Origin of the sequence: Methylobacterium brachiatum (assembly GCF_020523825.1) — a bacterium.
GTDB classification, from domain to species: domain Bacteria; phylum Pseudomonadota; class Alphaproteobacteria; order Rhizobiales; family Beijerinckiaceae; genus Methylobacterium; species Methylobacterium brachiatum.
Map to the genome: position 1 here is coordinate 46,440 of NZ_JAJALK010000014.1, position 19,125 is coordinate 65,564.

At 69.6% G+C, this 19,125-nt stretch carries 18 protein-coding genes; 4 read left to right on the forward strand and 14 right to left on the reverse strand.

Annotation, left to right across the window (positions count from 1 at the left end):
• The first annotated feature begins 160 nt into the window (after positions 1-160).
• On the forward strand, positions 161-364 hold the full coding sequence (locus LGR69_RS24565; protein ID WP_230367646.1) for a type II toxin-antitoxin system ParD family antitoxin: 204 nt from the start codon (positions 161-163) through the stop codon (positions 362-364).
• A 20-nt stretch (positions 365-384) separates the two neighbouring features.
• Here LGR69_RS24565 and LGR69_RS24570 read toward each other — a convergent pair whose 3' ends face one another.
• From LGR69_RS24570 to LGR69_RS24600, 7 genes are all read right to left on the reverse strand, one after another.
• Positions 385-1,278, reverse strand: a complete 894-nt coding sequence (locus tag LGR69_RS24570; protein WP_007560396.1) for an ABC transporter permease — start codon at positions 1,276-1,278, stop codon at positions 385-387.
• 15 nt (positions 1,279-1,293) lie between these two features.
• On the reverse strand, positions 1,294-2,226 hold the full coding sequence (locus LGR69_RS24575; protein WP_007560395.1) for an ABC transporter permease: 933 nt from the start codon (positions 2,224-2,226) through the stop codon (positions 1,294-1,296).
• 250 nt (positions 2,227-2,476) lie between these two features.
• A complete protein-coding gene (locus LGR69_RS24580; RefSeq protein WP_122161982.1) occupies positions 2,477-3,739 on the reverse strand; it encodes an ABC transporter substrate-binding protein in 1,263 nt (420 codons plus the stop codon).
• 16 nt (positions 3,740-3,755) lie between these two features.
• Entirely contained in the window at positions 3,756-4,763 is a 1,008-nt protein-coding gene (locus tag LGR69_RS24585; protein ID WP_230367647.1) for an ABC transporter ATP-binding protein, read from the reverse strand.
• A gap of 265 nt (positions 4,764-5,028) precedes the next feature.
• Positions 5,029-6,456: a dihydropyrimidinase gene (hydA, locus tag LGR69_RS24590; RefSeq protein ID WP_230367648.1), complete on the reverse strand. Its 1,428-nt coding sequence runs from the start codon at positions 6,454-6,456 to the stop codon at positions 5,029-5,031.
• A 222-nt stretch (positions 6,457-6,678) separates the two neighbouring features.
• Positions 6,679-7,683: a GlxA family transcriptional regulator gene (locus LGR69_RS24595; protein ID WP_230367649.1), complete on the reverse strand. Its 1,005-nt coding sequence runs from the start codon at positions 7,681-7,683 to the stop codon at positions 6,679-6,681.
• The gene (locus LGR69_RS24600) at positions 7,680-8,240 is read right to left on the reverse strand and encodes an isochorismatase family protein (protein WP_230367650.1); all 561 of its coding nucleotides are present in this window, start codon (positions 8,238-8,240) and stop codon (positions 7,680-7,682) included. Before LGR69_RS24600 ends, LGR69_RS24595 begins: the two co-directional genes overlap by 4 nt.
• Before the next feature lie 113 nt (positions 8,241-8,353).
• Here LGR69_RS24600 and LGR69_RS24605 point away from each other — a divergent pair, with 113 nt between their 5' ends.
• Both LGR69_RS24605 and LGR69_RS24610 read left to right on the forward strand, forming a co-directional pair.
• Positions 8,354-9,064 carry an SIR2 family NAD-dependent protein deacylase gene (locus LGR69_RS24605; protein ID WP_230367651.1) on the forward strand — a complete coding sequence of 237 codons (711 nt, stop codon included), beginning with the start codon at positions 8,354-8,356 and terminating at the stop codon, positions 9,062-9,064.
• A gap of 219 nt (positions 9,065-9,283) precedes the next feature.
• Positions 9,284-9,508: a hypothetical protein gene (locus LGR69_RS24610; protein ID WP_230367652.1), complete on the forward strand. Its 225-nt coding sequence runs from the start codon at positions 9,284-9,286 to the stop codon at positions 9,506-9,508.
• A gap of 644 nt (positions 9,509-10,152) precedes the next feature.
• Here the strand turns inward: LGR69_RS24610 and LGR69_RS24615 are convergent.
• The 3 genes from LGR69_RS24615 to LGR69_RS24625 all read right to left on the reverse strand — a co-directional run bounded on the left by LGR69_RS24615 (position 10,153) and on the right by LGR69_RS24625 (position 13,442).
• Positions 10,153-10,551: a hypothetical protein gene (locus LGR69_RS24615; protein ID WP_230367711.1), complete on the reverse strand. Its 399-nt coding sequence runs from the start codon at positions 10,549-10,551 to the stop codon at positions 10,153-10,155.
• A gap of 75 nt (positions 10,552-10,626) precedes the next feature.
• On the reverse strand, positions 10,627-12,966 hold the full coding sequence (locus tag LGR69_RS24620; protein ID WP_230367653.1) for a xanthine dehydrogenase family protein molybdopterin-binding subunit: 2,340 nt from the start codon (positions 12,964-12,966) through the stop codon (positions 10,627-10,629).
• On the reverse strand, positions 12,963-13,442 hold the full coding sequence (locus tag LGR69_RS24625) for a (2Fe-2S)-binding protein (protein ID WP_007560376.1): 480 nt from the start codon (positions 13,440-13,442) through the stop codon (positions 12,963-12,965). The genes LGR69_RS24620 and LGR69_RS24625 overlap by 4 nt, the downstream gene beginning before the upstream one ends.
• 247 nt (positions 13,443-13,689) lie before the next feature.
• On the opposite strand from LGR69_RS24625, the gene LGR69_RS24630 reads away from it, so the two are divergent.
• Positions 13,690-14,235, forward strand: coding sequence for a LysR substrate-binding domain-containing protein (locus tag LGR69_RS24630; protein WP_230367654.1), 546 nt, complete (start codon positions 13,690-13,692; stop codon positions 14,233-14,235).
• A gap of 136 nt (positions 14,236-14,371) precedes the next feature.
• Here the strand turns inward: LGR69_RS24630 and LGR69_RS24635 are convergent, their stop codons facing one another.
• The 4 genes from LGR69_RS24635 to ispG form a co-directional block, all read right to left on the reverse strand.
• Entirely contained in the window at positions 14,372-14,776 is a 405-nt protein-coding gene (locus LGR69_RS24635) for a type II toxin-antitoxin system VapC family toxin (RefSeq protein ID WP_230367655.1), read from the reverse strand.
• Positions 14,776-15,021 carry a type II toxin-antitoxin system VapB family antitoxin gene (locus tag LGR69_RS24640; RefSeq protein ID WP_230367656.1) on the reverse strand — a complete coding sequence of 82 codons (246 nt, stop codon included), beginning with the start codon at positions 15,019-15,021 and terminating at the stop codon, positions 14,776-14,778. The genes LGR69_RS24635 and LGR69_RS24640 overlap by 1 nt, the downstream gene beginning before the upstream one ends.
• Positions 15,022-15,084: 63 nt before the next feature.
• Positions 15,085-17,103, reverse strand: a complete 2,019-nt coding sequence (locus LGR69_RS24645; protein ID WP_091864021.1) for a potassium transporter Kup — start codon at positions 17,101-17,103, stop codon at positions 15,085-15,087.
• Between the two features lie 493 nt (positions 17,104-17,596).
• A complete protein-coding gene (gene ispG / locus LGR69_RS24650) occupies positions 17,597-18,931 on the reverse strand; it encodes a flavodoxin-dependent (E)-4-hydroxy-3-methylbut-2-enyl-diphosphate synthase (RefSeq protein WP_230367657.1) in 1,335 nt (444 codons plus the stop codon).
• Between the last annotated feature and the right edge of the window lie 194 nt (positions 18,932-19,125).

Here is a 19,125-nt window from a genome sequence, read left to right on the forward strand (position 1 = left end):
ATGGTTTCGTTGCAATCGAGAGCGTGGGGGAAATTAATGAACATCGATGGTCGCTGCAAATGGAAAGAAGTAAGTGGATGAGATGGCATTATCATGTCATCATGTGTCGTCGTCATGTGCTGTGATCATATGCGGGCACGAGTAAGAGGACAGGCGATCCGTGCGCACCAGCAATCGTATCACTGAAATCCACGCCGGTCTGCGAGCCCTCGACCGTGAAGAGACTGCGCTGAGTGCCATTCTGCGGCAGCGGGTTCAGGAGGCGCTCAATGATCCGCGCCTGGCGATCCCGGCTGAGCAGGTCTTGGCCGATCTACGAGCCTATCACGCCGAGCGCATAAGAGCGGCCAAGCGCGGCGCGTAGCGTACCGGTGGTCTTAACCCCTACGGCCGCAGCCCCGCCAGCGCCCGCCGGGCCCGGCGCCGTTGCAGCCACACGGTCAGGCCGAGGGCGGTGCCGATCACCAGGGCGGAGAAGGCCGTCGTGGTGGTGCCGAGCGCGTAGATCTCCGGCGTCGTCACCGTGGTGGTCAGGCCCTGCAGCTCCAGCGGCAGGGTGTTGCGGCCGCCGATCGCCTGGCTGGTGCGGGCGAGCTCGTCGAAGGACAGGGTGAAGCCGAACAGGGCGACGCCGACCAGGGCCGGGGCCAGGATCGGCACCACCACGTGCCGGAGCGTCTGCGCCCCGGTGGCGCCGAGGTCGCGGGCGGCCTCCTCGTAGGCGGGGCTGAACCGGTTGAACACCGCGAACATGATCAGCAGGCCGAAGGGCAGCGTCCAGGTGAGATGCGCCCCGAGCGCCGAGCTGTAGAGGCCCATGAGGGTGCCGTGATCCTGCAGGAAGCCCCAGCCGGTGGCCTCCGCCAGCGCCTTGATCCCGTCGTCGAGGAGCCGGAATTCCAGCCCGATCCCGAGCGAGACCACGATCGAGGGCACGATCAGGCTCGACACCGCCAGGGCGAAGACCACGCCGGCCCCCCGGAACCCCTTGCGGAAGGCGAGCCCGGCATAGAACGCGAGGGTGACGGTGAGCGCCATCACCACCAGCCCGAGCATCAGCGAGCGCCGGAGCGCCGCCCAGATGTCGACGACGCCGACCCCCTCCCACAGCTTGGCGAACCAGTGGATCGAGACCCCGTTCATCGGGAAGGTCAGGCCGCCGGACGGGCCCTGGAAGCTCAGGGCCAGGATCGTCAGGGTCGGGCCGTACAGGAACAGGACGTAGAGGGCGAAAATTCCGGCGAGCCCGTAGAAGGCGAAGCCGCGCGGCCGGTCCATCCTACAGCTCCATCCTCAGAGTTCTCTGCGCAGGTCGATCATCCGGGTGAGCCCGAGGATCATCAGCAGCACGGCGGCGAGCAGCACCACGGCGTTGGCGGCCGCCGCCGGGAATTGCAGGTAGGCCATCTGCACCTGGATCACCTTGCCGACGCTGGCGATCTGCTGCCCGCCCATCATGCCGACGGTGACGAAATCGCCCATCACCAGGGTGACCACGAAGATCGACCCGATGGCGATGCCGGGCTTGGCCAGCGGCAGCACCACGTTCCAGAGGGTCTGGAACCCGGACGCGCCGCAATCGCGCGCCGCCTCGATCAGCGACCGGTCGATGCGGGCCAGGCTGTTGAAGATCGGCACGATCATGAACACCGTGTCGAGGTGCACGAAGGCCAGCACCACCGCGAAGTCGGAATAGAGCAGCCCCTCGATCGGCGCCTTGATCACCCCGAGGCTGCGGAGCGTGTCGTTGACCAGGCCGTTGCGGCCGAGCAGCGGGATCCACGAGATCATGCGGATCACGTTCGAGGTCCAGAACGGGATCGTGCAGAGCAGGAACAGGCCCATCCGCACCGTGTCCGAGCGGATGTGGAAGGCCAGGAAGTAGGCGATGGCAAAGCCCAGCGGCAGGGTGATCGCCAGGGTCAGCGCGACGAATTTCAGGGTCGAGAGATAGGTCCGAACCGTGGTGCACAGGTCGGCGGAGAGGCAGCCGTCGAACACGTCGGCGTAGTTCTGCAGGGTCAGCGCCGGGGTGATCGCGTACTCGTTGTACTCCCAGAACGACACCACGGCGGTGAGCAGCAGCGGCACCACCAGGAAGACCAGGAACACCAGGGCGAGGGGCGCCGCCTGGAGATAGGCGAGGCTCGTCCGCCGGCGCCGGGGCGCGGCCGCGATCGGCGCGGCAACGGTTTCGGCGGTGCGGGGGAGGGCGAGGTCGTTCATCGGATCGGCCTCGACGATGCCGCGGCACCCGGCTGCCAGCGTTGGACTCCGAGGCTTGTAGCGGCCGCGACGTGCCCCCTCTCCCGTGCGGGAGAGGGCTGGGGTGAGGGATCGGATCTTTCCGGAGAGGTCACACCCCTCGCCCTGTCCCTCTCCCGCACGGGAGAGTGGACCCGCGCCGCGTCCGGAACAGCGCGAGGGCCATAGCTTCCCACACCGAGGAGGGAGGGGAAGGAAAGCGCCAGCCCGCTCACGCGGCGATGAACTCGTTCCACTTGCGCACCATGTAGGTGTTCTCGTCCATCACGGCGTTCCAGCAGGCGACCGCGCCCATGCGCTGGTCGAAGGAGCCGCCGTCGCGGGTGGCGCCGGCCTTCTCGATCAGGGTGCCGTCCGGGCCCAGGATGTCCTTCTCGGCGGGCTTGCCCTCCATCCAGAACGCCCATTCGTAGGGCTGCATGTTCTCCTTCGCGGTCTCCAGCACCGCGGAATAGTAGCCCTGGCGGTTGAGATAGGCTCCGGCCCAGCCGGACAGGAACCAGTTGATGAACTCGTAGGCCGCGTCGAGCTTCCGGCCGCTCAGCGTCTTCGGGATGCCGAAGCCCTGGGCCCAGGCGCGGTAGCCCTCCTTGAGAGGCTGGTAGGTGCAGGGCACGCCCTGGGCGCGCACCTTGGTGACGGCGGGCGACCACATCGACTGGATCACCGTCTCGCCCGACGCCATCAGGTTCACGGATTCATTGAAGTCCTGCCAGAAGGCCCGGAACTGGCCGGCGCGCTTGGCCTCGATCAGCACCTTGATGGTGCGGTCGATCTCGGGCTTCGTCATGTTGCCCTTGTCGCCGTAGGTGTAATCGCCCGTGGCCTCCACCACCATGGCGGCGTCCATGATGCCGATGGACGGGATGTTCAGGATCGACGCCTTGCCCTTGAACTCGGGGTTGAGCAGATCCTTCCAGCTCTCCACCGGCCGCTTGATCAGGTCGGGCCGGATACCCAGCGTGTCGGCGTTGTAGGTGGTCGGGATCAGGGTCAGCCACTCGGTCGGCGCGGAGGCGAAGGTCTTGGCGGTCTGGCCCTCGAGGTAGAACACCTTCCGGGGCGCAGTGCCCTGGTCGCCGATCCGCTTGCCGTTCACCTCGCCGCGGGTGAACACGCCGGTGATCTTGTCGGCGAGCTTGATCCGCTTGGCGTCCAGGCCGCTGAGGTTGCCCGACGGGATGATCTTCTTGAGGCTGAAATACTCGGTGTCGACGAGGTCGAAGGAGTTCGGCTGGGTGACCACCCGCTTGGTCACCTCGTCGGTGACCACCGGAATGTATTCGAGGGTGATCCCGAGATCCTCCTTCACCTTCCGGGCGATGTCGGCGGACTGGCTCACCGCGGTGCCGAGGTAGCGCAGGGTCACGGGCTCGGCCGCGTGCACGGCCGGGAAGCCGGTCACCGGCGTCGCCGCCAGGGCCGCAGCCCCCTTCAGCAGCGTGCGCCGGCTCGGCTTCGAGAACGGGTCCATGGTCGTCTCCAACTGTCTACGCGTCGAGGCGGTGGGCGGCGGCGGCGTCCCAGCCGACCGGGATCGTGTCGCCCGGACGGAGCGGGCGGGCCGCGAAGGCGGAATCGCTGAGCACGGCGGTCAGAGCGGCCGGGCTCTCGGCCAGGGCTTCGGGCGGCCGCTCCAGCCCGTCGGCATCGAGCCCGACATGGACGCTGGTGCCCTGGTACTCGACCGCGACCACCCGGGCCGCGAGCGCGCCGGGGCCGGCCGCCTCGCCCAGCCGCATCCGGTCGGCCCGGACGGCGATCATCCCGTCGGGCCGGCGGATCACGTTGTGGCCGCCGATGAACCGGGCCACGAAGGCGGTGGCCGGCCGCTCGAACACGGTGCGCGGGTCGGCGGCCTGCTCGATCCGCCCGGCATTCATCACCACCACGAGGTCGGAGAGCGCCATCGCCTCCTCCTGGCTGTGGGTGACGTGGATGAAGGTGAGCCCGAGCTCGGTCTGGATCCGCTTCAGCTCGACCCGCATCCGCACCCGCAGGAACGGGTCGAGCGCCGAGAGCGGCTCGTCCAGGAGCAGCACCTTCGGGCCGGTGACGAGCGCGCGGGCGAGCGCCACGCGCTGCTGCTGGCCGCCCGAGAGCTGGGCGGGCAGGCGCCCGGCGAGGTGGCCCATCTGCACGAGCTCCAGCATCGCCATGGCCTTGGCCCGGCGCTCGGCCTTGCCGATTCCGCGCATCCGCAGGCTGAAGGCGACGTTGTCCCGCGCGTCGAGATGCGGGAACAGGGCGTAGCTCTGGAACATCATGGCGGTGCCGCGCTCGGCCGGCGTCGCGTCGCCCACCGCCTTCGGGCCGATCACCACGTCGCCGGCGCTGGCGCGCTCGTGCCCGCCGATCATCCGGAGCGTCGTGGTCTTGCCGCAGCCGGAGGGGCCGAGCAGGCAGCAATAGGCCCCGGACGGCACCTTCAGGTCGATGGCGTCGACCGCGGTCGCCGCGCCGTAGCGCTTGGTCAGGCCGATCAGCTCGACATTCATGCGAGGCTCCCCCGCCGCCCGCTCCGCGCGACACACGGTCGAGACATCATCGCGCGTGAAGGCCGCGCCATGCCCCCTCTCCCGTGCGGGAGAGGGCTGGGGTGAGGGACCAGGTCCATCCGAAGAAGTCGCATCCCTCACCCTGTCCCTCTCCCGTACGGGAGAGGGATCCGCGCCCAATCCGGCCGAGGATATGTCGGCGGCCTTGATCCAGCCTGATCGCCCACAGCCCCAGACGGCGGAGCAAGGGCCGGGCCAGGAGGCGTCATGCGCCCTGCCGCTCCGCCGGATCGACCGCCCGGTCGAGCACCCGGCCGCGTCCCGGCTCGGACAGGACCCTGCCGTCCTCGGCGATCACCTGCCCGCCCGCGATGGTCATCACCGGCCAGCCGGTGACCGCGAACCCCTCCCAGGGGGTGTAGTCGGCGCCGTGGTGGAGGATCGCCTGGCGGATCGTCTCGCGCTTGTTCGGATCCCAGAGGGTCAGGTCGGCGTCGAAGCCCGGGGCGATCGAGCCCTTGCGCGGATAGAGGCCGTAGAGCTTGGCGTGGTTCGTCGCGGTGAGCGCGGCGAACTGGTTGAGGCTGATCCGGCCCTTCGAGACGCCTTCGGAGAAGAACACCGGCAGCCTGGTCTCGACCCCCGGGATGCCGTTCGGGATCCAGCGAAAGGACGATTTCCCGCGCGGGTTCAGCTTGCCCTGCGGGTCGTCGTAGCGGAACGGCGAGTGGTCGGAGGAGACCACGTCGAAGATGCCCCGCCGGATGCCGGACCAGACCGCCTCCTGGCTGGCCTCGTCCCGGGGCGGCGGCGAGCAGACGTATTTCGCCCCCGCCATCGGGTCGTCGAGGCCGAGCCCCTTCATGTGCTCGGCCGTCAGGGTCAGGTATTGCGGGCAGGTCTCGGCCCGGATCTTCAGGCCGCGTCCTTGAGCCCAGGCGATCTGCTCGGTGGCCTCGCGGCCCGAGACGTGGACGATCACGATCGGCAAATCGATCAGCTCGGCATGGCTGATCGCCCGGTGCGCCGCCTCGCGCTCGACCACCTCGGGCCGGGACAGAGCGTGGCCGTAGGGCGCGGTCTCGCCGGCCCGCTCCAGGCGGTCGCTGAGATAGCGGATCGCGTCGTAGCCCTCGGCGTGGACCATCACCCGGGCGCCCTGCCGCCGGGCGACGTGGAACACGTCCAGCAGCTGGCGGTCGTTGAGCACCAGGTCGTCGTAGGTCATGAACACCTTGAACGAGGTGTAGCCGTCGGCGACCAGGGCCGGCAGCTCCTGGCCGAGCACCGCCTCGCTCGGGTCCGCGATGATCATGTGGATCGCCACGTCGACGTGGCACTGGCCCTCGGCCTTGGCGCGATAGGCGTCGACCGCGCCGCGCAGCGACCCGCCCCGGGGCTGGACCGCGAACGGCATCACGCAGGTGTTGCCGCCGGCGGCCGCCGCCCGGGTCGCGCTGGCGAAATCGTCGGCCATGACGATGCCGGGGCCGGGATCCTGGGCGATGTGGACATGGCTGTCGATGCCGCCGGGGAGCACCAGCAGCCCGGAGGCGTCGATCACCCGGGCGGCGTCGGCGATGCCCTCGGCCACAGCCACGATGCGCCCGCCGCGCACGCCGACATCCGCCCGCACCGTGTCGCTCGCGGTGACCACGGTGCCGCCGCGGATCGCCAGGTCGAATTCGGGCATGATGCGCTCTCCTCCGCGCCCACGGGCGCCTGTCGGAACGGACGGATGCATCGTCCGCGCCGATTCGGACGCTGCGAGGAGGGCACAGCCATCCGGCAGGGTCCAGAGTGCGCACGGCATGGGTTCCCAAAGGGCTCAGCCCTTTGGCGGGGTTTGGGGGGCGGAGCCCCGATGCATCGGGCCAAGCCCGACACCAGGGCTCTGCCCTGGACCCGCGAAAGGTCACGGACCTTTCGAAACCGAGACTCGGGTTCGGAGAGTCGAGGGGGCGGCTTCGTGGAACTCACGCCACACCCGACGCATATGCCGGGCGGAGCCGAAGCCCGCGCGGTCGGCGACCTGCTCCAGGGCGAGGTCGGTCTGGGCGATCAGGTCCCGGGCGAGCGCGATCCGGGCGCGGTTGACCGCATCGGTCACGGTCATTCCGGCATGGATCCGGAACAGCCGGGCGAGGTTGCGCGGGCTCGCTCCGGCGAGGCGGCCGAGGATCTCGGGGGACCAGGCGCGGGCGGGTTCGGCCGTGATCGCGTCCTGGGCGCGATGCACCACAGGATGCAGGTGGCTGCGGCCTTCGAGCCAGGGCGAGAGCTGCGGGTCGTCGGCACCGCGGCGCATATAGACCACCAGGGTCCGGGCCGCCGCCAAAGCCGCGGCCGGGCCGGCCCATTCGGCGACGAGGTGGAGCATCAGGTCGACGCCCGCGGTCACGCCGGCGCTGCTGAACCGGTCCCGGTCCTGCACGAACAGCCGGTTCTCCAGCACCCGGGCCCGGGGCGCCAGGGCGGCAAGCCGGGCGCAGCTGGCGTGGTGGGTGGTGCAGGCATAGCCGTCGAACAGTCCGGCCCGGGCCGCCAGCAGGGTGCCCTCGCAGACCGTGACCAGGGTGTGGCCCGGCCGGACCGCGCCGCGCAGCCAGTCGACGATCCGCGCTTGGGCGGCCGCATCGTCCGGATCGGCCGCGCCGCCGAGCACCCGGGACGCCGCGCCCGGCACGAGCACCACGGTGCCCGGCGGGATCGAATCCGGCAGCGGCTCGGTCCCGCCGAGATCCAGCCCGATCGAGCAGCGGGTGCGCGGGGCCGGCGCCACGTAGCGCACCGAGAACGCGACCCGCTCCTGGGCCGCCCCGGCGATGCGCAGGACCTCCATGGGCCCCGCGAGGTCGAGCAGCAGGGTGCGCGGCGGCAGGACCACCAGGACCGGAATGCGCCGCGCCGCCGCGCTCATGCGGCGACCGGCAGGTCCCGGCCGGCCAGCGCCTGCTCCACCGTGGCGATGCGGGCGAAGCGGTCCACCAGCACCAGCTCGGTGCGGGCCTTGATGTCGTCTGCCATGAACCGGCGGCCGTCCGGGTGGGTCATCGCGAAGGTCAGCGTCGCCTCGGTGACGTAATCCACCTGCCAGCCGCTATCCGAGGCGTGGCGGGTAGTGGTCTCGCAGCATTGCTCGGTGCGGATCCCCGACACGATCAGCCGGCGGATCCCGTGCTCTGTCAGCCAGCCCGCCAGCCCGGTATCGACCAGCGCGCTGTGCCGGCGCTTGTGGAAGATGGCGTCCGGCGCGATCACGATGGGCTCCAGGGTGCGGACATGGCCGGACTCCACCGAGAAGGGACCCGTCTCCGCGACGTGGAACACCTGCAGCACCGGAATCTTGCGCGCGACCGCGCCGTCGATGAGCGCCTGCAGGCGTTCGGTGAAGCGCGGCACATCCGCCTCGCTCCAGAACGGCCGGTGACGGAAGGACTCCTGGACATCGATGACCAGCAACGCAACATCGGACATTTCGTGTCTCCCGCTTGGTAAAGCGAGCGGCAGGATCACGCTCTGACAGGGCGGACGAAAGAAACCGTACAGCCAACCAGCGGACATATCCGGCCATACACGGAGGATACGGCATGGGCGATCCGAACAACATCTTCGTGCTGACCGGGGCGGGCGTGTCGGCCGAGAGCGGGCTCGGTACCTTCCGCGACCGCGGCGGCATCTGGGCGCGGTTCGACCCGATGAAGCTCGCCACCCCGGAGGCCTATGCCGCCGATCCCGACACGGTGCTCGACTTCTACGACCATCGCCGCCGCGGCGTGATCGCGGCCGAGCCCAACGCGGCGCATGTCGCCCTGGCCCGGGCCGAGGCGCGGCTGGCCGCGCGGGGCGGGCGCCTGTTCCTGTGCACGCAGAACGTCGACGACCTGCACGAGCGGGCGGGATCGCGCGCGGTCGTCCACATGCATGGCGAGCTGCTCAAGGCCCGCTGCACCGCCTGCGGGACGGTCACGCCCTGGCGCGACGACCTCGACCGGGCCTCGATTTGCCCGGCCTGCGGGGGCGTCGGCCGGATGCGGCCGGACGTGGTCTGGTTCGGGGAGATGCCGATGCATCTCGACGCGATCGAGGATGCGCTTGCCGCCGCCGACCTGTTCGTGGCCGTGGGGACTTCGGGCGCGGTCTACCCGGCGGCGGGCTACGTGCGGGAGGCTCGGGCCCGCAACATTCCCACCTGTGAAATCAACCTGGAGCCCTCGGACAACGCCGATGCGTTCGACGATGCCCGCTACGGGCCGGCCAGCATGGCGCTGCCGCGCTTTCTCGCCGATCTCGGGCTGTGACCCGCCGGATCGCTGCAAACCGTTGAGAGGGTAAACGATTTCGATTCGGGAGCCCGTCCCTCGCGACAGGACCAGAGTCTTAAATGATGCGAATCACATCCGCGCGAGCTGTCAAGAACTGGTCGGACAGTTGCCCACCGGTTACAACGGTCAAGCTTGGGTTCGGCGTCGCGGCCCGCCCAAGCGTTCGTTGAAGCCACAAGGGGAAGACAAAGACCCATGCAGCACTTCACCGTAACCGCCCGCGAGCGCGACACCGTCCTGGCGGCCCTGCGCTATTATCAGTTCTACCGGATGCAGGGGCATCCGTTCGACCCCCGCCAGGACCACCTGATCGACACCATCGCGTCCCGGGCCGGGGACGCCCTGGATCTCGCCGAGATCGACGACCTCTGCGCCGGTCTGAACGGCAACCCCCACGCGCTCGCCGCCGCGGCCGCCTGAGGTCGCCGCGCGGGGCGGGCTTCGCGCCGCCCCGGATCGTCCCGGCCGCCTAGCCGCCGGGACCGGGGATCGTGACCTCCGAGATGAGCGATGCCGCCGCCGGAGCGATCCCCGACCGCGTTTCACCGATCGGGACGCGGCGCCGATCCCCGCGGACCTCGGGGATCCACCCGGTTCCGAACGAGGCACGGGTCTCGTCTCCCGGATGGGCTGCGATGTTCACACATCGCTGCCGGATACAGGCCGAGGCTAGCCCCAAGCGCGCCTCCCTCCCCCCTCTGCGGGGGAGGGTGGGCCTCGCGTGAGCGAGGGTCGGGAGAGGGGAACCCGGGTTCAGGACAGGGCGCGGCCGGCATGACGGGCATAACGGGCAAAGCCCTGTTCTGCCGCGTCGCTCCCCTCTCCCGACCCCCTTCGGGGGCCACCCTCCCCCGCAGAGGGGGGAGGGAAGGTGTGTGTCGGCCTCGGAGAGACATCTCTTGCGGCCTAGAACCGTCCGGACCGCGTTCTGTGAACCCGCTAGCCCGCACGGCAGAGGGGGCACGGCGCCCCGTCCCTAGGTAGATCTGCAAGCACCGCAGCCAGCCCGCCTCCCGGGCGGCCACGGCATCATCGCACCGGTGCTACGCCGAACCGGCAGCGCCTCAGGGCGCCTTCTTCAGCTGGCTCTCGGCGCGGGCCACGCCGGCCTCGCAGCCCTGCGCGTCGCCCTTGGAATCGGCGGTCCGTGCCTCATCCAAGGCGACCTTGGCCTGCTGCGCGGCATCCGCGCCCTCGCCGGCCTGGGCCGACTTCTCGGGCGGCGCCTGGGGGGATTCGTTGGCGCGCTCGCCCTCGGTGCCGGTCATGCCCTCGCCGCCGCGCTTGGCGGCGTTGCCCTGGCCGCTGGTCGAGGCCGAGATCGAGGCGGTCGCCTCCGACGTCACCCGCTTGGACAGGGCGTCGATCTTGTCCGAGCACGGGGAGGCGAGGACCGGGGCCGCCATCATGACCAGGGCCAGGGGCACCGTGACGGAAACCGTGAAGGCGGCGGGACGCATCATCGTGTCGAACTCTCTCATGTCGGGGGGCCGGGGATCAGGTCCCCAGTCCCCCAACGCATCGCGAGGGAGTGCGGTTCAGGCGCTCAGCTGGTCGCGGATCGGCAATTGCCGCACGCGCCGGCCGGTGGCGGCGAAGACCGCGTTGGCGATGGCCGGCGCCACCGGCGGCACGCCGGGTTCGCCGACGCCGCCGAGCGGGCCGTCATAGGAGCCGGTCGGCACCAGGTGCACACGGACAACCTTCGGGGCGGCGTCGATCCGGATGATCTCGTAGCCGTCGAAGTTGTTCTGCTGGGCCCGGCCCTGCTTGAACGTGATCTCGGAGGTGAGGGCGAGCCCCATCCCCATGACCACGGCGCCTTCCATCTGCGACCGGATGCGCTCCGGGTTCACCTGCGGCCCGCAATCGACCGCGATGTCGATGGCGTGGACCTTCACCTGGCCCTTGTCGTCGACCTCCACCTCAGCCGCCACCGACGTATAGGTGACGAAGCTGTAATGGCCGGCGATGCCGAGGCCGCGGCCCTTCGGCATCTGCCGTCCCCAGCCGGCGCCCTTGGCGGCGGCTTCGATCACGCCGCGCAGGCGGCCGGTATCGATCGGGTAGAGCTTCGGATCCTCGCCGTGGTTCCAGACGTCGCCGATGGAGGTCGGGTCGATTGTCCGGGCCGGGCCGATCAGGTCCAGCAGGTACTCCTTCGGGTCGCGGCCGGCGGCATGCGCCAGCTCCGACACGAAGGACTGGATCGCGAAGGCGTGGGGGATGTTCGAGACCGAGCGGAACCAGCCGATCCGGACATGGGCGGCGGCCTCCGGGTTCTCCATCCGGGCGTTGGGCAGGTTGAACGGCGTGTTCACCAGACCCATCCCGAGCTCGAACGGCAGCTCGTGCTTCGGATCGGGCGCGAAGATCGAGCCGATCGTCGGCGCCACCGAGCGGTGCAGCCAGGCCACCGGCATGCCCTTCTCGTCGAGGCCGGCCTCCAGGCGCTCCACCGAGATCGTGTGGTAGTAGCCGTGGTGGATGTCGTCCTCGCGGGTCCAGGCGAGCTTGACCGGCGCGCCGTCCACCGCCTGCGAGCACAGGGCGGCCTCGACCACGTAATCCGGCTTGGACTTGCGCCCGAAGCCGCCGCCGAGCAGCGTGACGTTCACCTTGACCTTGTCGTCGGGCAGCTTGAGCGCCTTCATCAGGCGATCGTTAGCCGCCTGCGGACCCTGCGTGCAGGCCCAGGCCTCACAGAACCCGTCCTTGACCCGGGCCACGGCGGCCGGGGGCTCCATCGGGGCCTGGACGAGGTGGGGCACGAAGTACTCGGCCTCGACCTTGGTCTTGGCCTTGGCCATCGCGCCGTCGACGTCGCCCTGGTTGCGCACCACCTTGCCGGGCTTGCGCGCGGCGGCCTCAAGCTCCTTGCGGAACACGTCGGTGTCGTAGCCGGCGTTCGGGCCGTCATCCCAGGTGATCTTGAGCGCGTCGCGCGCCTTCAGGGCAGCCCAGGTGTTCTTGGCGACCACCGCGACGCCGCCGAGCGGCATGAACTCGCTCGGGATCTCGCCGCCGTCGATCTTGAAGATCTTGACGACGCCCGGGACCTTCTTGGCCTCGGTGTCGTCGAAGGACTTGACCTTGCCGCCATAGACCGCCGGACGGGCGACCATCGCGTACAGCATCCCGTCGAGCTTGGTGTCGAGCCCGTAGACGGCCCGGCCCGTGGTGATGTCGAGATTGTCGATCAGCCCAATCTTGCCGGTGCCGATGTACCGGAAATCCTTCGGGTTCTTCAGCGTGACGTTGGTCGGAACCGGCAGCTCGGAGGCCGCCTGCGCCACGGCGCCGTAGCCGAGGCTGCGCTTGGACTTGGCATGCGTGAGCGTGTGGTTGGCCGCCGTCACCTCGGAGGCCGGCACGCCCCATTGCTTGGCCGCGGCCTCGATCAGCATCAGCCGCGCGGCGGCGCCGGCATGGCGGAAATGCTGGAAGAAGTGGCGCAGCGAGCGCGAGCCGTCGGTGTCCTGGTTGCCGAAGCGCTGCTCGTCGCCCCAGGCCTGGACCACCTTCACCTTCGGCCAGTCGGCCTCGAGCTCGTCGGCGACGGTGAGCGCCACGGAGGTGCGCACGCCCTGGCCCATGTCGGAGCGGTGGTTGGTCACCGTGACGGTGCCGTCCGGGGCGATCGACACGAAGATCTTCGGGTCGTCGCGCCAGCCATGCGGCATGCCGTCGGCGCCGAACTTCTGGGCCTTCTGCTCGGCGGTCTGGCCCTCGTCGGCGCGGGCGTCGCGCAGGGACAGGGCGAGCACCAGGGCACCGGCGCCGCCGAGGATGCCGCGGCGGCTGACATTGGCGAGCACCGGCTTGGCGGTCGGCTTGGCGTTGGCCAGTTCGGCCATCATCTGGGCGTCGTGAATCACAGGCGCTCTCCCTTGCCGGCGGGCGCCGTCTGGCCGGCGGCCTGATGGATCGCCGCGCGGATCCGCGGATAGGTGCCGCAGCGGCAGATGTTGCCGCTCATCGTGTCGTCGATGTCCTGATCGGACGGCTTCGGCGTGTCCTTGAGCAGCGCGGCGGCCTGCATGATCTGGCCGCACTGGCAGTAGCCGCACTGGGCGACGTTGAGGTCGCGCCAGGCCACCTGCACGGGGTGGTTGCCGTCGGGCGACAGGCCCTCGATGGTCACGACCTCCTGGTCGGCGGCCGCCGAGATCGGCGTGATGCAGGCCCGGGTCGCCGCGCCGCCGAGATGGATCGTGCAGGCGCCACACAGCGACACGCCGCAGCCGAACTTGGTGCCGGTGAGGCCCAGCTCGTCGCGCAAGTACCACAGCAGCGGCATGTCGGGATCGCCGTCGAAGCTGCGCGCAGCCCCGTTCACGGTGAGTTTGATCATCGAAATATCCTGTCTGGCGACGCCGGGACGGCGTTCAGTCGGGTCCGAGCCGAGCCAGAGGCGCCGACCGGTCGTCCGGTCCACGCATCCGCCTGTGCGGGCTAACCCGACGAACGGGCCTCTGGGTTCAGAATAGGAAGAATTCTAATCCACCCCGGGAGTCTTGTGCAACGCAAGGTGGATGCGGCACGCCGCCGGAGGCCCGCGCCGGGGACATGCCGCGTGCGGCGGCGCACATGCGGGCGCGATGGAAGCCTGGCCGGAGATCGAGCTCGACCTCGACTTCACCGACCGGCTGGTCGACGTGATCGACGAGGGGTTCGACGCGGTGATCCGCACCGGCGAGGCCCGGGATTCCCGGCTGATGACCCGGGTGCTCGGCAGCTACGACCTGAAGCTGGTCGGCGCGCCGGCCTATTTTGCGGCCCACGGAATCCCGGAATCGCCCGGGGACCTCGCCGGGCATTGCTGCCTGCGCCATCGCTTCCCGACCACAGGCCGGCTGGAGGATTGGCTGCCGGATCCGGGCGATCCGATCGAGCTGCGCACCGCGGCGACGTCCAACACCATCGAGCCGCTGGTCTGCCTGGCCGAGCGCGGCCTCGGCATCGCCTGCCTGCCGGATTTCGCGGTTCGCGCGCAGATCGAGGCCGGGACGCTGATGAGCGTGCTGGACGGTGCGGTGCATCGCTGCGGCACCTTCCGCATTCTCTGGCCGTCGAGCCGCCAGCTCGCGCCGAAGATCCGCGTCTTCGTGGATTTCATGGCGGAGAACCTGTTCGCGCCGCCGTGACGATCAGGGTTTCAAAAGGTCGGTGACCGTTTGCGGGTGCAGGGCAGAGCCCTGCCGATCACACAGGGGCTCCGCCCCCCGAACCCCGCCAAAGGGCTGAGCCCTTTGGAAACCCGGCACCGCCATTGGCGGAGCGTTACGGGACCGTCTCCAGATCCGTCCTGCGGAACTCGTCGGCCGTGGCGAGGATCGGCACGTTGAAGAACCGCGCTGCGGCGTAGTGGAGACAGTCGCCGAGATTGAGACCGTGACGGCCTGCCCGGTATCGATGCGCCGCCGACAGGGCGAGGGCCGTCGTCGCGTTGGCGGGGGGAAGATCGCAGATTTCGATGCCTCGGGCTTCGAGGAATTCGAGGACGATCGGCCCGACGGCTTCGACCGTCATGTCGAACTTGTCGGGCCGCGCGAGGGCCAGCACCGTTTCCAGGATCGCGACGGGCGAGATCCTGCACCGGTTGGCCGAGGCGAGCGCGGTAGAGATCCGGCCGGCCTCCGGCTCGTCCGCGAGCAGGGCGACGAGCGCGGAGGCATCCACGAACATCAGCGGCTTTCCCACATCGCGTCGTAGACATCACGCGGGAGGGGCGTCCGGGCGGCCTCGCCGAGGGTGATTCCATGCTTCTCGCGCAACCGTGCGGCGGTCGCTTGCGGCGTCTCCCCCTGGTGCCTGCGCGCGATCGCCTCCCGCATGGCGATGACGATCGCTTCGGTGATGCCGACTCCCGCCAGGGCAGCGAACTGGCGCGTCAGCGCATCGGCTTCGGGATTGTTGACGATGATCGGCATGCCGGTTCGCCCTCGACGAGCGATGTAGATAATCGCACGCGCAGATCTACACCAGGGCCGGCGCTACACCGTCACCTGCGTGCCCACCTCGACCACGCGCCCGGTGGGGATCTGGAAGAAGTCCGTCGCGTCGTTGGCGTTCTTGGCCAGGGTGATGAAGATGCGGTCCTGCCAGAGCGGCATGCCCGAATGGGTCGCCGGGCGGATCGAGCGGCGGGACAGGAAGAACGACGTCGCCATGATGTCGAACTTGAAGCCCTGGCGGCGCAGCAGCACCAGGGTCTTGGGGATGTTCGGCGTCTCCATGTAGCCGAACTTCATCACCACCCGGAAGAAATGCGGCCCCACCGGCTCGATCCGGACCTTGTCGGCCTCGTTCGAGCGCGGCGTGTCCACCGTCTCGACGGTGAGGATCACGTTCTTCTCGTGCAGCACCTTGTTGTGCTTGAGGTTGTGCAGGAGCGCGGCCGGGGCGATCTCGGGGTCGCTCGTCAGGAACACCGCGGTGCCGCGCACATGGTGGGGCGGGCTCTTCTCCAGCATGCCGACCAGCTCGACCAGCGGCACGTCGGTCTTGCGGGTCTTGTTGAACAGGATCGTGACCCCGCGCACCCAGGTCCACATCAGGATCACGAGGCCGCCGGCCAGGATCAGGGGCACGTAGCCGCCCTCGACCACCTTGATCAGGTTGGAGAGCAGGAACAGGAACTCGACCACGATGAAGGGCAGCATCACCAGGGCGGCGGCCACCGGCGACCAGCCCCACATCCGCCAGATCACCAGGAAGGTCATCGAGGCGGTGAGCAGCATCGTGCCGGTCACCGCGATCCCGTAGGCCGAGGCCAGCGACGAGGATGTCTTGAACAGCACCGCCAGCAGCACGACGCCGATCATCAGCAGCGCGTTGATCTGCGGCAGGTAGATCTGCCCGGCATGCGATTCGGAGGTGTGGCGGATCTCGAGGCGCGGCAGCAGGCCGAGCTGGATCGCCTGCCGGGACAGGGAGAAGGCGCCGGTGATCACCGCCTGGCTCGCCACTACGGTGGCCAAAGTCGCCAGCACCACCATCGGCAGAAGGCCCCAGGCCGGGACGAGCTGGAAGAACGGGTCGGCGGTGTCGGGCTTCTCCAGCACCAGGGCGGCCTGGCCGAGATAGTTCAGGGCGAGCGCCGGAAACACGAGGCAGACCCAGGCGACTTGGATCGGCTTGCGGCCGAAATGCCCCAGATCGGCGAACAGGGCCTCGGCGCCGGTCACCGCCAGGAACACCGCGCCCAGGGCCACCAGCGCGCCGGTGCCGTGGCCGAGCAGGTAATGCACCGCGTACCAGGGGTTGGCGGCGCGGAACACCTCCGGGTGCAGGCCGATATGCGGCAGGGCCGCGAGCGCCATGGCCAGGAACCACACGATGGTCATCGGCCCGAAGAAGGCCGCGACCTTGGCGGTGCCGCGGTTCTGCACCAGGAACAGGGCGACGATGATCGTCACCGTGATCGGCAGCACGTAATCGTCCAGCGCCGGGGTGACGAGCTTCAGCCCCTCCACGGCCGAGAGCACCGAGATCGCCGGGGTGATCACCGCGTCGCCGTAGAACAGCGAGGCGCCGAGCAGGCCGAGCATGAACACGATGCGCGAGCCGCCGAGCGCCTTCCGGGCCAGCGCCATCAGCGAGAGGATGCCGCCCTCGCCGTTGTTGTCCATGCGCAGCAGGATCAGGACGTATTTGACCGTCACGATCAGGAACAGCGCCCAGAGGATCAGCGAGACGGTGCCGATCACCTCCTCGGGCAGCAGGATGCCGTCGGTGCGGGCCGGGACCAGCGCCTCGCGGAAGGCGTAGAGCGGGCTGGTGCCGATATCGCCGTAGACGACGCCGACCGAGCCGACCAGCAGGGTCCAGAAGCCGGCATGGCCGTGGCGGGTCTCGGCCTTCTCGGGGGCGTCGAGGGCGCCGCCGGGCGCGGGCCCCTGCGCCGGGCCGGTGCCGCCGGTCTCGCCGACCGCCGGGGCGGAATCGGGCGGGGCGTCAGAGGCCGCGGGCACGGGCTGGGCTGCTACGCCGGGTGCGAAGGTCTGGCTCATGCGGGATGTCGGAGGCTCGGGCGTGGCCGGCGTTTCGCGGGTCGGCTCAGGGGCCTGGTGGGGCCGGGCAGGAGGACGCGAAAACTCCGCCGAACCACGCGGGCCGGCCACCAGGCCGACCACTCACGGGATCGTGCGGCCTTGCTATCACGGCCTCGGGCGGCCGGGAACCGGGGGCATTGCGAAGATCGGGGTTTGGGTGGACGCGGAGGCGACCGGCTCAGTCGCAGTTTCGGATTTGGTGGGCGTTCGGCAGAAGCAAGTATCCTTCTTCCTTGGTCTCAGGAAACTCCCACCCTTCAATCACTCACCTTGTCATCCCGGGGCCGCGAAGCGGAGCCCGGGATCCAGATACATAGGTGCAGCAAGATCTTGCGCCGTCAGCGGATCTGGATCCCGGGCTCGCCTGCGGCGCCCCGGGATGACGGGGTGATTTATTTCGCTGCCGTTCTTTGATGTGATCGCCCAGCCGCCCGGCGCGACCTGCGTCGCGCTACTCGGCCGCGGTGCGCGTGCCGCCGCCCTGCTGGCCGAATCGGCGCTCGATGTAGTCGATCACGACGTTCTCGAAGTCCTTGGCGAGCGTCGCGCCACGCAGGGTCATGGCCTTCTTGCCGTCGATGAACACCGGGGCGGTCGGGGTCTCGCCGGTGCCCGGCAGGGAGATGCCGATATCGGCGTGCTTCGATTCGCCCGGCCCGTTGACGATGCAGCCCATCACGGCGACGTTCAGGCCCTCGACGCCCGGATAGGTCTTCTTCCATTCCGGCATGGAGGTGACGATCCAGTTCTGGATGTCCCGGGCCAGCTCCTGGAAGGTGGTCGAGGTGGTGCGCCCGCAACCGGGGCAGGCCGCGACCATCGGCACGAAGGTGCGGAAGCCCATGGTCTGCAGGAGCTCCTGGCTCGCCTTGACCTCGACGCTCCGGTCGCCGCCCGGCTCGGGGGTCAGCGAGTAGCGGATCGTGTCGCCGATCCCTTCCTGCAGCAGCACGCCGATCGCCGCCGAGGCGGCCACCAGGCCCTTCGAGCCCATGCCGGCCTCGGTCAAGCCGAGATGGATCGCGTAATCCGAGCGGCGGGCGACCTCGCGGTAGACCGCGATCAGGTCCTGCACCGCCGAGACCTTGGCCGACAGGATGATCTTGTTCTGCGGCAGGCCCAGCGCCACCGCCCGGTCGGCCGAGCCGATCGCCGAGCGCACCATCGCCTCGCGCATCACCGCGCGGGCATCGATCGGCCGCGGCAGCTTGGCGTTCTCGTCCATCAGGTGGGTGAGCAGCTCGCCGTCGAGCGAGCCCCAATTGGCGCCGATCCGCACGGTCTTCCCGTACTTGATCGCCTGCTCGATGATCGAGGAGAACTGGGTGTCCTTCTTCTCCTTGAACCCGACATTGCCGGGATTGATCCGGTACTTCGCCAGGGCCTCGGCGCAGGCCGGATGGTCGGCGAGCAGCTTGTGGCCGATATAGTGGAAGTCGCCGACCAGCGGCACGTGCACGCCGATCCGGTCCAGGCGCTCGCGGATCTTCGGCACCGCGGCCGCGGCCTCGTCCCGGTCGACCGTGATGCGGACCAGCTCCGAGCCGACCCGGGCGAGCTGGGCGACCTGCGCCACCGTCGCGTCGATGTCGGCGGTGTCGGTGTTGGTCATCGACTGCACGACGATCGGGGCGCCGCCGCCGACCGTGACCGCGCCTTCACCCTCGCCGACCGTAACGCCCACGGTGCGGTGGCGTGGCGTGGGGCCGGCGATCTCCGGACCACCGCTGGTCAGCAGGGACTCGGGGGCGGGATTCTCGGAGCGGATGGCTTCCATGACTTCCATCGTGGACCTTCGCGGGCGCGCTTTGCGGAAGCGCCGGAGCCTTTCGAGGCCGGCCGGGCGTTTCGCGGCGCGCGCCTCGCCGGAGCTTCGGGGCTGCGGGCCGACCGCACTTAGCTGCGGACGACGCCGCGCAGCGTCAAGCCGACGCCACGCATGACAGCATCGCGGCTGTCATGTCGTATCTGGCCGCGGAT

What these genes read in the sequence shown, in the direction of transcription:
- LGR69_RS24570 (WP_007560396.1), bottom strand. Translation starts at nt 1,278, where the DNA reads ATGGACCGGCCGCGCGGCTTCGCCTTCTACGGGCTCGCCGGAATTTTC.
- LGR69_RS24575 (WP_007560395.1), bottom strand. Translation starts at nt 2,226, where the DNA reads ATGAACGACCTCGCCCTCCCCCGCACCGCCGAAACCGTTGCCGCGCCG.
- LGR69_RS24580 (WP_122161982.1), bottom strand. Translation starts at nt 3,739, where the DNA reads ATGGACCCGTTCTCGAAGCCGAGCCGGCGCACGCTGCTGAAGGGGGCT.
- LGR69_RS24585 (WP_230367647.1), bottom strand. Translation starts at nt 4,763, where the DNA reads ATGAATGTCGAGCTGATCGGCCTGACCAAGCGCTACGGCGCGGCGACC.
- hydA (WP_230367648.1), bottom strand. Translation starts at nt 6,456, where the DNA reads ATGCCCGAATTCGACCTGGCGATCCGCGGCGGCACCGTGGTCACCGCG.
- LGR69_RS24595 (WP_230367649.1), bottom strand. Translation starts at nt 7,683, where the DNA reads ATGAGCGCGGCGGCGCGGCGCATTCCGGTCCTGGTGGTCCTGCCGCCG.
- LGR69_RS24600 (WP_230367650.1), bottom strand. Translation starts at nt 8,240, where the DNA reads ATGTCCGATGTTGCGTTGCTGGTCATCGATGTCCAGGAGTCCTTCCGT.
- LGR69_RS24605 (WP_230367651.1), top strand. Translation starts at nt 8,354, where the DNA reads ATGGGCGATCCGAACAACATCTTCGTGCTGACCGGGGCGGGCGTGTCG.
- LGR69_RS24610 (WP_230367652.1), top strand. Translation starts at nt 9,284, where the DNA reads ATGCAGCACTTCACCGTAACCGCCCGCGAGCGCGACACCGTCCTGGCG.
- LGR69_RS24615 (WP_230367711.1), bottom strand. Translation starts at nt 10,551, where the DNA reads ATGATGCGTCCCGCCGCCTTCACGGTTTCCGTCACGGTGCCCCTGGCC.
- LGR69_RS24625 (WP_007560376.1), bottom strand. Translation starts at nt 13,442, where the DNA reads ATGATCAAACTCACCGTGAACGGGGCTGCGCGCAGCTTCGACGGCGAT.
- LGR69_RS24630 (WP_230367654.1), top strand. Translation starts at nt 13,690, where the DNA reads ATGGAAGCCTGGCCGGAGATCGAGCTCGACCTCGACTTCACCGACCGG.
- LGR69_RS24635 (WP_230367655.1), bottom strand. Translation starts at nt 14,776, where the DNA reads ATGTTCGTGGATGCCTCCGCGCTCGTCGCCCTGCTCGCGGACGAGCCG.
- LGR69_RS24640 (WP_230367656.1), bottom strand. Translation starts at nt 15,021, where the DNA reads ATGCCGATCATCGTCAACAATCCCGAAGCCGATGCGCTGACGCGCCAG.
- LGR69_RS24645 (WP_091864021.1), bottom strand. Translation starts at nt 17,103, where the DNA reads ATGAGCCAGACCTTCGCACCCGGCGTAGCAGCCCAGCCCGTGCCCGCG.
- ispG (WP_230367657.1), bottom strand. Translation starts at nt 18,931, where the DNA reads ATGGAAGTCATGGAAGCCATCCGCTCCGAGAATCCCGCCCCCGAGTCC.